The sequence below is a fragment of the Negativicutes bacterium genome (assembly GCA_018052945.1).
Lineage (GTDB): Bacteria > Bacillota > Negativicutes > JAGPMH01 > JAGPMH01 > JAGPMH01.
In genome coordinates this window covers 15,777-31,178 of record JAGPMH010000010.1, presented here as the reverse complement: position 1 = coordinate 31,178, position 15,402 = coordinate 15,777, and the positions used below count along the sequence as shown (strand labels likewise).

Genomic DNA, 15,402 nt, shown 5'->3' with positions numbered 1-15,402 from the left:
AATGAATACTAGTTATAATGAAAAAATTGCAGTAATTGATGCGGCTTTAGATAAATTCATTCCGGTAGAGAGTGAATTAGCGCCGATAATATATGAGTCAATGCGGTATAGTATTTTTGCCGGCGGTAAGAGATTAAGACCGCTATTATTGATGGCTGCAGTAGAGGCTTTAGGTAAACAAGGGGAAAATTACTTAAATATTGCTTGTGGAATGGAAATGATTCATACTTATTCTTTAATCCATGATGATTTGCCGGCAATGGACAATGATGATTATCGTCGTGGGAAGCTTACCAATCATAAAGTTTATGATGAAGCAATTGCAATTTTGGCTGGTGATGCTTTATTGACGCTTTCCTTTGAAGTAATGTTGGCACAAAAAGATGTTCAACCTCAAACTTTGGTAGCTGTTGTTGCAGAAATTGCAAAAGCAGCAGGGCCGAGTGGGATGGTTGGTGGTCAAGTTTTGGACATGCAATCTGAAGGACAAAACATTCCTTTGGAAAAATTACAGTTGATGCATAATGCCAAAACCGGAGCCTTATTTACAGCGGCTATAAAAGCTGGTGGAATGATTGCCGGAGCAAATCCTAAACAACTTGAAATGTTAGTACAATTTTCGAAATTCTATGGTCTGGCTTTTCAGATAACAGACGATATTTTAGATGCAGTCGGCGAACAAGAAAAAATTGGTAAACCGGTAGGCAGTGATGAAAAAAATAATAAAGCTACGTTTGTTACCTTATACTCGGTCGAAGAAGCAAAGAAGATGGCACAAGTAGCAGTTAACAATGCGATTGAATGTTTAGCTGATTTTGGAGATAATGCCAAATTGTTAAAAAACTTTGCGGAAAAATTATTAGTGAGAGATAAATAGAGGTGCAGTATGGACTTTTTAACAGATCTGATTAATAATGAGGTTTTTATGGCGGCTATTTTAGCGTGGGCGATAGCGCAATTTTTAAAAACCGTGTACGATTGTTACAAGTACAAAGAGTTTAATATTGAACGGTTAGTGGGCTCTGGCGGAATGCCGAGTTCTCATACAGCTTTAGTTGTAGGCTTGGCAACGGCAGTTGGAAAAAAGGCAGGAGTTAATTCAGAACTTTTTGCAATTGTTGTTGTGTTTACATTAGTTGTTATGTATGATGCGACTGGGGTAAGACAAGCAGCCGGTAAGCATGCTAAAGCAATAAATCGGATTGTTAGACAATTAAGGGTAGAACACACTATCGATGACATAAGTTTAAAAGAATTATTAGGGCATACTCAACTAGAAGTAATTGCCGGAGCAGTGTTGGGCTTTGTTGTAGGATGTTTTTTTGTTAAATAATGAAAAATAATTATTAGCATGATATAATGTAATGATAGCTTTTAGATTTTTTAGGGAAGTGACTTATTTTGAGCATACTTGATACTATTGATTTGCCAAGCAAATTAAAGGCTCTATCAAAAGAGCAGTTAATTGTTTTGGCGGAAGAAATAAGACAAACAATTATTAAAACTGTTGCCAAAACTGGTGGTCACTTAGCACCTAGTTTAGGAGTAGTTGAATTAACATTAGCGTTACATAAAGTTTTTAATATGCCTGAAGATAAAATTATTTGGGATGTTGGGCATCAAGCTTATTGTCACAAAATAATAACCGGTAGAAGAAAAAAATTTAACACTTTAAGACAAAAAAATGGTCTCAGTGGTTTTCCAAAAATCAGTGAAAGTGAATACGATAGCTTTGGAACCGGACATTCTAGCACATCCATTTCAGCTGCGTTAGGAATGGCGCTAGCTAGAGATATTTCGGGACAGAATAATGAAGTGATTGCAGTGATTGGCGATGGCTCTTTAACAGGTGGACAAGCTTTTGAGGCATTGAATAACGCTGGACACTTAGGGACAAATATGATTGTCATTTTAAATGATAATGAGATGTCAATTGATAAAAATGTAGGGGCCTTATCGGAATACTTATCACAAATGCGTACTGCACCAACTTATAATAAAGTTAAACATGATTTAGAATTTTTATTGAGAAAAATACCTTCAATTGGTGATAGTGTTGCTAATGCAGTGGAAAGAGTAAAAGATAGTTTGCGCTATTTATTAATTCCGGGAGAATTATTTGAAGATCTTGGTTTTACTTATTTAGGACCAATTGATGGACATAATATAGAATTATTAAGTGAAGTTTTAGAGAAAGCTAAAGCAATTAATGGACCGGTATTAATCCATGTTTTAACCCAAAAGGGAAAAGGGTATGTTCCGGCAGAAAACAAATCTAATAAATTTCATGGTGTGGGACCGTTTTGTATTGAATCAGGAGAAATTATCAAAACTAATTCAAAGCCAACTTATACTGCGGTCTTTAGCAAAGCTTTAGTTAATTTAGCGATGGAAGATGAAGATATTGTTGCAATTACCGCAGCAATGCCTGAGGGAACCGGCCTGAAAAAATTTGGTGAAATTTTTCCAACACGATTTTTTGATGTTGGAATTGCCGAACAACATGCAGTAACAGTTGCTGCAGGCTTGGCTAGTCAAAAGAAAAAGCCGGTCTTGGCCTTATATTCAACTTTTGCACAAAGAGCCTATGATCAAATTATTCATGATGTCTGCTTGCAAAACTTACCGGTTGTTTTAATGCTTGATAGAGCAGGGATAGTTGGTGAAGATGGTCCTACTCATCATGGTGTTTTTGATTTCAGCTTTATTAGGCATATGCCTAATGTAACAATTATGGCGCCAAAAGATGAAAGTGAATTAAATGATATGTTATATTCGGCATTAAAATATCAGTCCCCAGTTGTTATTCGTTATCCAAGAGGCTGTGGAATTGGGGTGGAAGTACCGGATAAACCTAAGTTTATTGAAATCGGTAGTAGCGAAATCTTAAGTAAAGGCATTGATGTAGCTTTTTTTGCCATTGGAGCGATGGTAGATAATTGTATCAAGGCTAGTCAACTTTTAGCTGCCAGAGGAATTAATGCTTCGGTTATTAATGCTCGATTTGTTAAACCGTTAGATGAAAAAATAATTAATGATATCAGTAAACAAACAAAAAAATTAATAACAGTAGAAGATAATATTTTAGCAGGGGGCTTTGGCTCAGCTATTTTAGAATATATAAATGATAATAATATGTTTGATGTTAGAGTTTTAAGGTTAGGGCTACCGGATAAATTTATTGAGCAAGGTAAACGCCAAGAACTGCTTGATAATTATAATTTGTCAGTAGAAAAAATAGTAGAGAAGGCTATAGAGTTTTTAAAAGATTAAGGTGAATATATGAAAAAAGAGCGCTTAGACGTCTTGTTAGTAGAAAAAAATCTTGTTTCTAGCAGGGAACGAGCTAAAAGTTCCATTATGGCTGGCTTAGTATTTGTGGACAATAAAAAAATTGATAAGGCCGGTACATTGGTTCCAACAACAGCTAATATTGTTGTTACTGGTGATAATATTGGTTATGTTAGTAGAGGCGGTCTAAAGTTAGCAAAAGCGATTAAAGAATTTCAGATCGAATTGAAGGATAAGGTTGTTGCTGATATTGGTGCATCAACCGGTGGATTTACTGATTGTTCATTGCAAAATGGAGCAAAAAAAGTTTATGCGATAGATGTAGGCTATGGACAGCTTGCTTGGTCGTTGCGGACTAGTGATAAAGTAATAAATATGGAAAGAACTAATATTAGAAATGTGAAATTTGAGGATATTGGTGAATTTATTGAGTTTGCCAGTATTGATGTAGCTTTTATTTCTTTAACAAAAGTATTGTTACCATTAAAAGTCTTAATGGCACCAAAGGCAGAAATAGTAGCGCTGATTAAACCGCAATTTGAAGCTGGGAAAGAGAATGTTGGTAAAAAGGGTGTTGTTCGTGATTCTAACATTCATCTTAAGGTTATAACTGATATTGTGAATTTTTGTGTGGAACATGAATTAAATCCAGTAGCACTAACTTATTCACCGGTAAAAGGACCGGAAGGTAATATTGAATACTTACTATATCTTCGAAATGAAGAAGTAGTCTCAGTTGAGATTGATGCTGAGTTGATTCAAAGTATAGTAACAAAATCGCACGAACAATTATAGTAGTAAAGGGGTGAATGTTGTTGAGAATTGGCATATTTCCCAATATGGCAAAAAAAGAAATTGAAAATATTTTAGAGAAAATGATAAATTTTTTACAAACTCAAAATGTAGAAGTTTTTTTGCCGGAAAAGGTCAGAGTGATTGGTAAATTTAATAAATTTATTGTTGATAATAATTTCTTGTATAGCAACATTGACATAGCTTTAACTTTAGGTGGCGATGGGACTTTACTTAGTACCGGTCGAAAGTTTGCCAGTAAAGGTGTTCCACTGTGTGGCATAAATTTAGGTAGAGTAGGGTTTTTAGCAGAAATCGAAACTGATGAAATAATTGATAAGTTAACAAAAATAATAAACAATAACTATTTTATTGAAAAAAGATTGATGCTAGAAGGCGTTGTGTATCGCAATGGTGAAAAAATATTTTCAGCAGAGGCAATTAACGATATAGTGGTAACTAAAAGTGGGTTATCGAGAATGATAAAACTAAAATTATTAATTGATGATATTTTAACGGCAGAATATCAGGCTGATGGTATTATTTTTGCAACATCGACCGGTTCGACAGCATACTCTTTATCAGCTGGCGGACCAATCATTAATCCGAGTCTGAAGGTTATGTTAATAACACCAATTTGCCCACATTCGGTTAATGCTAGACCACTAATAATTGATGAAAATGAAGAAATTAAATTAAAGGTCAGTGCCAGACATAATGATATTGGTTTAACCGTCGACGGACAGATTGTTTATCCGTTGTTACCGGGCGATTTAATAACAATTAAAAAATCGCTATTGACAGCTGATTTTATTAGATTTACTGATAAAAATTATTATAAAACTATCAAAAAGAAATTGTTGCGGAGCGAATAAGATGCAAAGTTTTAATATGATTAATGTAGCACATACTTTATTGCTAGATAAGGTTAAACAGGCACAGATAATGCTTGATGCAACTTGTGGTAACGGTTTTGACACATTGTTTTTGAGTAAGAACTCACTTTCACAAGCTGAAATTTATGCTTTTGATATTCAACCTGAAGCGATTGCTAATAGTAAAAAACTTTTAAAAGAGCAAGGTGTTGAGCACAAGGTTAGCTGGTTTTGTGATAATCATATTAATTTTTCGGATTATATTAAAAATAAGCTGGATGTTGTAATATTAAATTTGGGTTATTTACCGAATGGTGATAAAAACATTACTACAACCGCACCAACGACAATATTGTTATTGGAAAAATTATTAATAAAACTTAATGTTGGCGGAATAGTTGCTATAACATCATATCCCGGTCATAATGAGGGCTTTGCAGAAAATCTTATTCTCCAAGATCAATTACAAACTTTGTCCTCAAAATATTTTACAGTGGCTAGTTTTAAAATGATAAATCATTCCGATAAAGCTCCGGTATTTTACATTATAGAAAAGGTTAGGGGTTGACGAGATATGAAATCAATCAGACATACCAGAATAAAAGATATTATTGAAAATAAAGTTATTGAGACGCAGGAAGAGTTAGCTGAAGAATTGCGGAAAAAATCTATTGATGTCACTCAGGCAACAGTCTCTAGAGATATTAAAGAATTAATGCTGATAAAATTACCAACCGGTGATGGTAGATATCGGTATGCTTTTCCTTTAGAAAAAAATGTTGTTTTCTCTCAATCGAGAATGGTAAGAATGTTTCAAGATTCGGTTACTTCTATTGACTACAGTGAAAATATCATTGTAATCAAAACTTTGCCAGGAGCAGCTAATGCAGTTGCTTCAACTTTGGATTATGCAAAATGGCCTGAAATAATAGGAACAGTAGCTGGTGATGATAATATTTTAGCAGTTATCAAGCCTATCCAGGCGGTCGAAGATATTGTGCAAAGACTTAAAAATTTAAGTATGTAATAGAGGTATTTTCTTATGCTGAAAACTTTAACAGTTTGGAATTTTGCGTTAATTGAATTTATTAATATTGAATTTAGTAGTGGTTTAAATATTTTAACCGGAGAAACCGGTGCGGGTAAGTCTATTTTAATTGATGCGCTCAGTATTATTTTAGGGGCTAAAGCTTCAGCTGATAACATTCGTCAAAGTGCAGAATGGATGAAGGTTGAGGCAGTCTTTGATTGCGCTGAAAATAGCGATATCAAAGATTTGTTGGAAACAATGGATATTGTTTATGAAGAAGATGAAATTATTGTTAGTCGAAGATATACTGTGCAAAATAAAAATGTTATAACAATTAATGGTTGTCAGATTACTCTAAGCAATTTGAAACTTTTAGGGCACAAACTTATTGATATTCATGGACAACATGAAAATCAGGCTTTACTAAAAAAAGATACATATCTTAATTTAGTGGATGCACATAATGAAGAAATTAAAGATAGGTTAAAAATATATAAAGAATATTATAGTAAATATCAGCAAACAACCAAAAAACTGTTAGATTATAAAGAAAAGGCTAGTGAATATGCTCAAAGAATTGATATGCTAAAATGGCAAGTTGATGAAATTTATCAAGCAAAATTAAAGCCAGGTGAAGAAGAAGAGCATGAGGCCGAAATTAAACTTTTATCAAATAGTGAAAAAATATCCGAGGCTCTACAGCGGTCGCATGATTTATTAGAAAAAGGTGACAGTGGCAAAAGAGGAATTAATGCCTATTTAGCAGAAGTTAAAAAGAATTTAGAATATATTGTGAGTTTTGAAGAAAAGTTTAAACAATACTTAGAATTGATTAATGATGTTTCAATTCAATTGCAAGAATGTAGTTTAGAACTACGAGATTATTGTTATCAGTTAGAATTTAATCCTGATAAATTAAATCAATTACAAACCAGGATGGATTTAATTTATAAATTGCGAAAAAAATATGGTGTTACAATCACTGATATTTTAAATTATTATAATGATGCGAAAACTGAAATAACTAATATTGAAAATTACGATCAAGATATTGAAAGTTTAAATAAAGAGTTGGCTGCACTTGAAAAAGATTTGTTAAAATCAAGTGTAATTTTAACAAAGTTACGTAAAGTTACGGCAGAAGCCTTAGCTCAGGAAATTCAGCAACATTTAACTGAATTAGGAATGCCTAATTCGTTAGTTAGAATGAATGTGATTTCTACTGATAAATTTAACAATACTGGAGTTGACAAAGTCGAAATTTTATTTTCGGCTAACAAAGGTGAAGAATTAAAGCCGTTAAGTAAAGTTGCTTCTGGGGGCGAACTTTCGAGAATTGCGTTAGCTTTAAAAACGATTGATGCACAAATTGATTCTAACGGTGTAATGATTTTTGATGAAATTGATACTGGCATCGGTGGGAAAACTGCACAAATGGTAGCGGATAAAATTGCTATTGTTGCAAAGCATAAACAAGTATTATGTATTACTCATTTACCGCAAATTGCTTGTATGGCTGATTTGCATATATATATTAGTAAAAATGTCAAAGAAGATAAGACGGTAACTGAAGTTAGCTCATTAAATTATAAGGAAAGACTAGCAGAGTTGGCTAGAATGGCTTCAGGTGATGAGGTCAGTAAAATTGCCCTTGACAATGCTAAACATATGCTACAAGTTGCTCAAGAAAAGAAAAATTTGATAATATAAAGGGGTATATAGATGAATTATCAGAAGTTGATTGACGAAATAATAATCATGGCACAAGAAGAAAAAACAGTAATTGAAACTGTTAATATTGAAAAAAATGCGACAGTAGAGGGACGCACTGGAGAATATGATGTTGATTTGCTGTGGGAATTTTTCTATAACAGCAATAAGTATAAAATAATTATTGATTTCAAAAATATTAATAAGCAATTACCGCAAAATGAACTGTTTAATTTTGTAAATCTCACTAATGATGTTTCAGGCTTTGTTACCGGAGTAACTTTTACTAAACCGGTATATAATAAAATTATTCAAAATGTCGCTAAGGATGCCGGTATTTTTCTTTATGAAGTGGATTTTGCAGAAGAAATTATTGCAAAACCACACATTAGCAATGTTAAAATCGATATAGATAAAGAGTGGGTTACTGCAGTCAAAAAAGAAAATGGTTTAGAAAATGAAAATATAAAAACGAGCAGCGATCCAAAACATTTATTTATTTATGATGCTGCCGGTAATTGTTTGGAGTCATTAGAAGCAATTTTTAATAAATATATAAAAGAAGCAGAGCATAAAGATGGAAGTAGTGAAAACATAAACCATACTTTTGCGGAAGATATGTTTTTGACAACAAATCATCATATTATTGATAAAATCAAAATTAAGAGTGTTAATTTTGATTTAGAATTTATCAGTGCTCCACAATATGATCCACAAGAGATTATTAGAAATATTGCTAATTTTGCTGTTGGCAAAAGCTTAAATTAAAAGATTAAAGGCTACCGGATGGTGGTCTTTTTAAGTAATGATAGATTTTTAAAATTGGAAAGGTGATTTCTTTGCAATTAGTCAAATTAGAGGCATATGGCTTTAAATCGTTCGCGGATAAGTTGGAAATTGAATTTGGTAAAGGTGTGACGGCAATAGTCGGTCCTAATGGTAGCGGTAAAAGTAATATTACTGATGCGATCAAATGGGTGTTAGGTGAACAAAACATCAGAAATTTAAGAGGTGCCAAAGCGGAGGATATTATTTTTGCCGGTGGAGTAGGGCGTAAAGCTCTAGGCGTCGCTGAGGTATCATTGTTGTTTGATAATACTAATAGGAAATTACCAATTGATTTTAACGAAGTAAAAGTAACGCGTAGACTATTTCGCTCGGGTGATAGTGAATATTATATCAATAAAGCAGCTTGTCGCTTGAAAGATATTCATGAATTATTTGCTGATAGTGGACTTGGCCGTGATGCAATGAGTGTTATCAGCCAAAATAAAGTTGACCAAATTCTAAATAGTAAACCGGAAGAACGTCGTTTGATTTTTGAAGAGGTTGCCGGAATAACTAAATTTCGTAATCGCAAAAAGGAATCACTAAAAAAACTTGAAGAAACTCAACAAAACTTAACGAGAGTTTATGATATTATCGCTGAAATTGAAAGTCAGCTAGAAAATTTAGAGCTCAACGCTCAAAAAACTCAACAATACAATGAAATTCAAACTGATTATAAAAAGTATCAGGTCGCGCTATTAGCAGATTCATATTTGAAATATCAAAAAATTTTAGTAGAAGCTGAACAAAAAATTAGTGAGGGTAAAAGTACTAATATTGATATTGAAACTAATATAAATTTGCAAGAAGTTGCGCAAGAGCGTCTTACTATAGAACTTTTTGAACTTGAAACTAATGTCCAGAGTTTGTTACAGGAATTGCAAACTGTTAGTGCTAAAATTGATACGGCTAAGAACCAGCAGGCATTATTTCAAGAGAGAATTAATCAGAATTGTAGCAATATTGAAAGAATAGCGCAGGAAAATGTTGAATGTAAGCAGAAAGAAATTGATTTACAAGAAAAAATCGACGAAATTATAACATATCACAGTGAAGACTTAGCTGATTTTGATAAAACTAATTATTTATTGGAACATCAAGAAGGCGAAATAGTAATGTTGCAAGAAAATATTAGTAGTACTGAAATTGAACTTTTAAATATTAATGAAAAAATCCAAAAACATACTTATAATCTTTTGAATTCTAAAAATTCATTATCGCTGTTGGAAGCCGATTTAAAAAATAAAATTGAAAGTAATGAAAAAGAACAAGCAAATTTAAAAATGCAACTTTCCCAAAAAGAAATTCTTGTTAATGAGATAGAGCAGGATAAGACTAATTTTGAACTTTTGCAAAAGGAACTCAATACCTTAACAGAAAAACTTAAAGAAATGGAAACTTTGCATCAAAAATATAGTACTGAGAATAATTTACTTAAGAACAATCTTAGTAAAAATAATAATTTGTTGAGTTCTCACAATAGTAAACTTAATGTATTAAGTCATATGCAACATTCATATGAAGGTTTTGGAAAAGGTGTAAAAGAGGTATTGAAGGCTAATCAAAGTTGGTCTCACGGCATTTGTGGTGTTGTTGCTGAAGTTATTGAAGTAAAGAAAGAATACATTACTGCTATTGAAATAGCTTTGGGGAGCTCTTTGCAAAATGTAATAACTTTAGAGGAAAACACTGCTAAAAGTGCAATCAATTATTTAAGAGAAGAAAAGTTAGGGCGCGTTACATTTTTGCCAATACCGAACATTAAACAAAATATTAAGCAAGATGAAAAAATATTACAAGAAACTGGGATAATAGATTTTGCTGATAAAGTCGTAAGTTGTGATGAGCAATATAAAAATATAATACGGTTTTTGTTAGGACGAACTATTATTGCTGATAATATTGATAGTGCGATGAAACTTGCACGAAAGATGAATTACAATATTAGAATTGTCACTTTAAATGGAGAAATTTTAACGCCGGGTGGAGCTTTAAGCGGTGGTGGTAAGTATAATCAAGAAAACTCATTCTTAAATAGAGAAGCAGAAATTTCAAAGTTAGAGGATGAGATTCAACAATTGCAACAATTAATTTTACAGCAAACTAAAGCTGAGCAATTGGTGCAAAAAAATATTGCAAAAGTTGAAGAAAATTCCACTTTAGTCCAAGAGCAAGCTAAGACAAAAACAGTAGAACTAGCCGAAAGAAAAGTTTATCTTGATAATAAGGCTCAAGCATTGTTAAGGCTCAAGCAGGAAATAGTTGCTGTCACTGAAAGTAATTTACCTAATGAGCAAGCGATAAAAAAACTTCAAGATAACTTGACCCAGTTAAAAGCTGAAATTGACATATTGGAAAATAATGATCAAGATGTTGAAGAAAAAGCAAAAACTGTTAATGAGCTTTTGTTAAAACAAAAGCAAGAGTTAGCAAAGTTGAATATTTTATACAATGAAAACAAGCTTTTCAGACAAGCGCTTGAAGCAAAACTTAACCGTCATAACGAATTAAAAGAGATATATCAAAATAGTATGCTTGAATTAGTAACGAAATCTAAACAAAATTGTGATATTATCAAGCAACTGGAAGAACACAATTTTACATTAGAAGGTCAGATAAATTTATGTCAACAAGAAGGCGATAGTGCTATTACTCAAAAAGTTGATTTAGAGCAAAAGAAATCATTACTACAAGCAACAAAGTTGGAGTTGCTTAATAAGCAACAACAGTTTGAAAAAAACATTAAATTATTACGGAAAAAATTAAATGAAAGCCAAAATAACTTACATGAGTTAGAATTGCTTAAGACCAAATATGAATATGAGTTGAATCGTTGTGCTGAAGAATTGACGGAAATTCATCAACTTAAGCTGACTGAGGTAGATGCTTGTGTTTTAGCAATACCAACATCTGAAGTAAAGTATAAGCTTCGTCAGTTGGAGAAAAACATTGCAGAATTAGGTTTAATCAATCATAATGCTATTGAGGAATTTAAAACTGCTAAAGAACGCTATGTTTTTTTGCAAGAACAATCTAATGACTTAATCAAAGCTAAAGACTATTTAAGTAGTGTCATTGCTGAAATTGATGCTAATATGGCAAAGCAGTTTGCGGAGGCGGTTGAAAAGGTTAATATTTATTTTGCCGAGACCTTTAAGCGTTTATTTGGCGGCGGCGAAGCTAAAATTAAGTTAACTGATAAAGAAAATTTATTGGAAACAGGTATTGAAATAATTGTTCAGCCCCCCGATAAAAAAATGCAAAACTTAGTTTTATTGTCAGGTGGAGAAAGAGCATTAACGGTAATTGCCTTACTATTTTCCTTTCTTAAATACAAACCAGCCCCTTTTAGTGTTGTTGATGAGATAGATGCGCCATTAGATGAAGCTAATTTGGATAGGTTTTCAAATTTCTTACAAGAATATGCGCGCAATACTCAATTTATCGTTGTAACACATCGCAAAGGAACGATGCAAGCTGCTGATGTTATGCATGGGGTGACAGTTGAGGATTCGGGAGTATCAAAGGTTATATCAGTAAAAATTGATGACTTTTAAATAAGCGGAGGTGCCTTATGGGCTTTTTTGACAAACTAAAATCAGGACTAGAAAAGACAAGAAAAACACTAACAGAGAAAATAGAAAAACTGGTTATAGGTTATGCAACGATTGATGATGATTTTTTAGATGAATTAGAAGAAGTTTTGATCATGGCTGATGTTGGAATAAAAACAACCTCAATTTTAATGCAGGATGTTAGAGATGGGATTAAAGCTAAGCAAATTAATGAACCAGCAGATTTAAGACCATTTCTTGAAGCTAAGTTGAAAGAATTATTAAGCAATGGTGACTATAAAATTAATTATGCGAAGCAAGGTCCAACGGTAATTATAGTTGTGGGTGTAAATGGTGTCGGTAAAACTACTACCATTGGAAAACTTGGGAACTATTATAAAGAACAAGGTTTAAAAGTTGTTTTAGCAGCCGGCGACACCTTTAGGGCGGCGGCAATTGACCAGTTAGAAATTTGGGGTGGGAGAATTGGCGTTGATGTTATTAAACATACTGAAGGGTCAGATCCAGCAGCCGTTGTGTATGATGCTTTAAAATCAGCAAAGTCTAAAGAGGCTGATGTTTTAATAATTGATACTGCTGGTAGACTTCATACTAAATTTAATTTAATGGAAGAACTAAAGAAAATTAATCGTATTGTAGAGCGTGAAATTACTGGAGCGCCACATGAAACATTGTTAGTGTTAGATGCTACTACCGGACAAAATGCTATTAATCAAGCAAAGCTTTTTTCGCAAGCAACACCGCTAACCGGGGTAGTTTTGACTAAACTTGACGGTACGGCTAAAGGTGGAGTTGTTGTAGCAATAAAATCTGAACTAGAGATACCGGTGAAGTGGATTGGGATCGGTGAGGGTGTTAATGATTTAAGACCGTTTGACCCCGAAGAGTTTTCAAAAGCATTATTTGGTGACAAGTAAAAAGCTTGACAAACTAATCGGCAATCTATATACTAAACAAGGTAAAGGAAAAATACTTGTCGCTATAAGCATAAGGTGAGTTGGTGAGAAATTTGTTAGAATCTTTTTTACAAGTTAGTTTACTTTATGATTTTTATGGTGCGTTGTTAACTGATAAGCAACGAAAGTGTATTGAGATGCATTTTCTTAATGATTTTTCTTTATCGGAAATTGCCGATGAATTTGGCGTTTCACGTCAAGCGATATATGACATTATAAATCGTACCAGACAAATGTTGGTTGATTATGAAGGAAAATTAGGGTTAGTTAGAAGATATCAAACAGAACAGGAATGTATCCAAGATATCTTTTCTATAATGAAAAATTTGCCGGATGATATCAAAAAAAAATATCAACTGGAAATTGTTATACATAAGTTGTCAAGCTTAATAAGTGATGACAAGGAGGAATAAAATGATCTTTGAGGGCTTAGCTGATAAGCTGCAAGAAACATTTAAAAAATTGCGTGGTCAAGGTAAATTGACTGAAACAGATATCAATGAAGCTATGCGCGAAGTAAGAATGGCGTTGTTAGAAGCTGATGTTAACTTTAAAGTAGTAAAAGATTTTATTGCTAAAGTTAAAGAAAAAGCTATTGGTAAAGAGGTTTTAGAGAGTTTAACGCCAGCGCAATTTATCATAAAAATAGTAAATGATGAGTTAACGGATTTAATGGGTGGCACTCAAAGTCGTATTGCCATTTCATCAAGACCGCCAACAGTTATTATGCTTGTCGGTTTACAGGGTGCCGGGAAAACTACCACTGCCGGTAAACTAGCAATGAATTTTAAAAAGCAATCTAAGCGTCCGTTGTTGGTTGCAGCTGATATTTATCGTCCAGCGGCGATAAAGCAATTGCAGGTTTTAGGCGAACAGTTAGAGATACCGGTGTTTTCTTTACCGGAGGGTAATAATCCGATAACAATTGCAGAAAAAGCGTTGGAACATGCTAGCTTATATGCTAATGATATTGTTATAATTGATACTGCCGGTCGTCTTCATATTAATGAAGAGTTAATGCAAGAGCTAAAAGATGTTAAAGCTACTGCTAAACCACATGAAATATTGTTGGTTGTTGATGCGATGACAGGACAAGATGCGGTTAATGTTGCAGAATCATTTAATGCTGATTTAGGCTTAGATGGTGTTATTTTAACAAAACTTGATGGCGATGCTAGAGGTGGAGCGGCTTTATCGGTTAAAGCGGTAACTGGTTGCCCGATAAAATATGTTGGTATGGGCGAGAAACTGGATGCGTTAGAACCATTTCATCCTGATCGAATGGCTTCAAGAATTTTGGGCATGGGTGATATGCTCACTTTGATTGAAAAAGCTCAAACTAATTTTGATTTGGAAAAGACTAAAGATTTAGAACAAAAATTATTAAAAGATGAATTTACGTTAGATGATTTTTTAACGCAGATGCAACAAATTAAAAAAATAGGTTCTTTTGAGCAGATTATAAATATGATTCCCGGTATGGGTAATTTGAAGAAGCAAATTGGCGATGTTAAAATAGATGAGAAGGAAGTCAAACGCATTGAAGCTATTATTTATGCGATGACGCCTAAAGAACGTCGTGATGTTAATATTATTAATGGTAGTAGACGAAAGAGGATTGCTACTGGTAGTGGAACTCGTGTGCAGGATGTTAATAAATTAATTAAACAATTTGTTGAAGCCAAGAAAATGATGAAAAAAATGAAGGGCTTACAAAAGTTTGGTAAAGGCTTAGGTGGTTTTAAATTACCATTTATGAAATAACTATAATAATATAAGGAGGTGAAATTAATGGCAGTTAAAATTCGTTTAAACCGTATGGGTGCTAAAAAAAATCCGTTCTATCGTGTGGTTGTAGCTGATTCACGTTCTCCACGTGATGGACGTTTTATTGAAATTTTAGGACACTATGATTCCACTGTTGAACCTGCAGTAATCAAAATTGATGAAGAAAAAGCAATCAACTGGATGAAAAATGGTGCTCAACCTACTGATACTGTAAAATCTTTATTTAGTAAAGCTGGTATCATGCAAAAATGGGATGAGCAAAAAAAAGCTAAGAAAGAGGCATAATATCGATGAAGAAAATTATTGAAGTTATCGCCAAAGCCTTGGTTAGTAATCCTGAACAAGTAGTAGTAACTGAAAAAAATGACTCTAACATCATAGTTTATGAGCTAAGTGTAGCTTCAGAAGATATGGGTAAGGTTATTGGTAAACAAGGTCGTATTGCAAAAGCGTTACGAACTGTTGTTAAAGCAGCAGCAACTATTGAAAATAAAAAAGTTACTGTTGAAATAGTCTAGTGTTTACGCGGCAAAATTTTCTATTTAGAAAGTCTTGCC

General features: G+C 33.2%; 15 protein-coding genes. All 15 read left to right on the top strand.

The window, feature by feature from the left end:
• Position 1 precedes the first annotated feature (1 nt).
• The 15 genes from KBI38_02770 (at position 2) to KBI38_02700 (ending at position 15,363) form a co-directional block, all read left to right on the top strand.
• The gene (locus tag KBI38_02770; GenBank protein MBP8628987.1) at positions 2–877 is read left to right on the top strand and encodes a polyprenyl synthetase family protein; all 876 of its coding nucleotides are present in this window, start codon (positions 2–4) and stop codon (positions 875–877) included.
• A gap of 9 nt (positions 878–886) precedes the next feature.
• Complete coding sequence (locus tag KBI38_02765; protein MBP8628986.1) at positions 887–1,333, top strand: divergent PAP2 family protein; 447 nt, start codon at positions 887–889, stop codon at positions 1,331–1,333.
• A gap of 65 nt (positions 1,334–1,398) precedes the next feature.
• Positions 1,399–3,273, top strand: a complete 1,875-nt coding sequence (locus tag KBI38_02760) for a 1-deoxy-D-xylulose-5-phosphate synthase (GenBank protein MBP8628985.1) — start codon at positions 1,399–1,401, stop codon at positions 3,271–3,273.
• Between the two features lie 9 nt (positions 3,274–3,282).
• Positions 3,283–4,086 carry a TlyA family RNA methyltransferase gene (locus KBI38_02755; protein ID MBP8628984.1) on the top strand — a complete coding sequence of 268 codons (804 nt, stop codon included), beginning with the start codon at positions 3,283–3,285 and terminating at the stop codon, positions 4,084–4,086.
• 14 nt (positions 4,087–4,100) lie between these two features.
• Positions 4,101–4,958 (top strand): NAD(+)/NADH kinase, encoded by an 858-nt coding sequence (locus tag KBI38_02750; protein ID MBP8628983.1) that lies wholly within the window; start codon positions 4,101–4,103, stop codon positions 4,956–4,958.
• Position 4,959: 1 nt separating this feature from the next.
• The gene (locus tag KBI38_02745) at positions 4,960–5,526 is read left to right on the top strand and encodes a methyltransferase domain-containing protein (protein MBP8628982.1); all 567 of its coding nucleotides are present in this window, start codon (positions 4,960–4,962) and stop codon (positions 5,524–5,526) included.
• Positions 5,527–5,532: 6 nt separating this feature from the next.
• A complete protein-coding gene (gene argR, locus KBI38_02740) occupies positions 5,533–5,985 on the top strand; it encodes an arginine repressor (protein ID MBP8628981.1) in 453 nt (150 codons plus the stop codon).
• Positions 5,986–6,000: 15 nt separating this feature from the next.
• The gene (recN, locus tag KBI38_02735; GenBank protein MBP8628980.1) at positions 6,001–7,698 is read left to right on the top strand and encodes a DNA repair protein RecN; all 1,698 of its coding nucleotides are present in this window, start codon (positions 6,001–6,003) and stop codon (positions 7,696–7,698) included.
• Positions 7,699–7,710: 12 nt separating this feature from the next.
• Entirely contained in the window at positions 7,711–8,466 is a 756-nt protein-coding gene (locus KBI38_02730) for a hypothetical protein (protein ID MBP8628979.1), read from the top strand.
• Positions 8,467–8,537: 71 nt separating this feature from the next.
• The gene (smc, locus tag KBI38_02725; GenBank protein MBP8628978.1) at positions 8,538–12,083 is read left to right on the top strand and encodes a chromosome segregation protein SMC; all 3,546 of its coding nucleotides are present in this window, start codon (positions 8,538–8,540) and stop codon (positions 12,081–12,083) included.
• A 17-nt stretch (positions 12,084–12,100) separates the two neighbouring features.
• The gene (gene ftsY, locus KBI38_02720) at positions 12,101–13,018 is read left to right on the top strand and encodes a signal recognition particle-docking protein FtsY (protein MBP8628977.1); all 918 of its coding nucleotides are present in this window, start codon (positions 12,101–12,103) and stop codon (positions 13,016–13,018) included.
• A 92-nt stretch (positions 13,019–13,110) separates the two neighbouring features.
• A complete protein-coding gene (locus tag KBI38_02715) occupies positions 13,111–13,470 on the top strand; it encodes a YlxM family DNA-binding protein (protein ID MBP8628976.1) in 360 nt (119 codons plus the stop codon).
• A 1-nt stretch (position 13,471) separates the two neighbouring features.
• On the top strand, positions 13,472–14,821 hold the full coding sequence (ffh, locus tag KBI38_02710) for a signal recognition particle protein (GenBank protein MBP8628975.1): 1,350 nt from the start codon (positions 13,472–13,474) through the stop codon (positions 14,819–14,821).
• A 27-nt stretch (positions 14,822–14,848) separates the two neighbouring features.
• Positions 14,849–15,130 (top strand): 30S ribosomal protein S16, encoded by a 282-nt coding sequence (gene rpsP / locus KBI38_02705; GenBank protein ID MBP8628974.1) that lies wholly within the window; start codon positions 14,849–14,851, stop codon positions 15,128–15,130.
• A gap of 5 nt (positions 15,131–15,135) precedes the next feature.
• Positions 15,136–15,363: a KH domain-containing protein gene (locus tag KBI38_02700; protein ID MBP8628973.1), complete on the top strand. Its 228-nt coding sequence runs from the start codon at positions 15,136–15,138 to the stop codon at positions 15,361–15,363.
• Positions 15,364–15,402 lie beyond the last annotated feature (39 nt).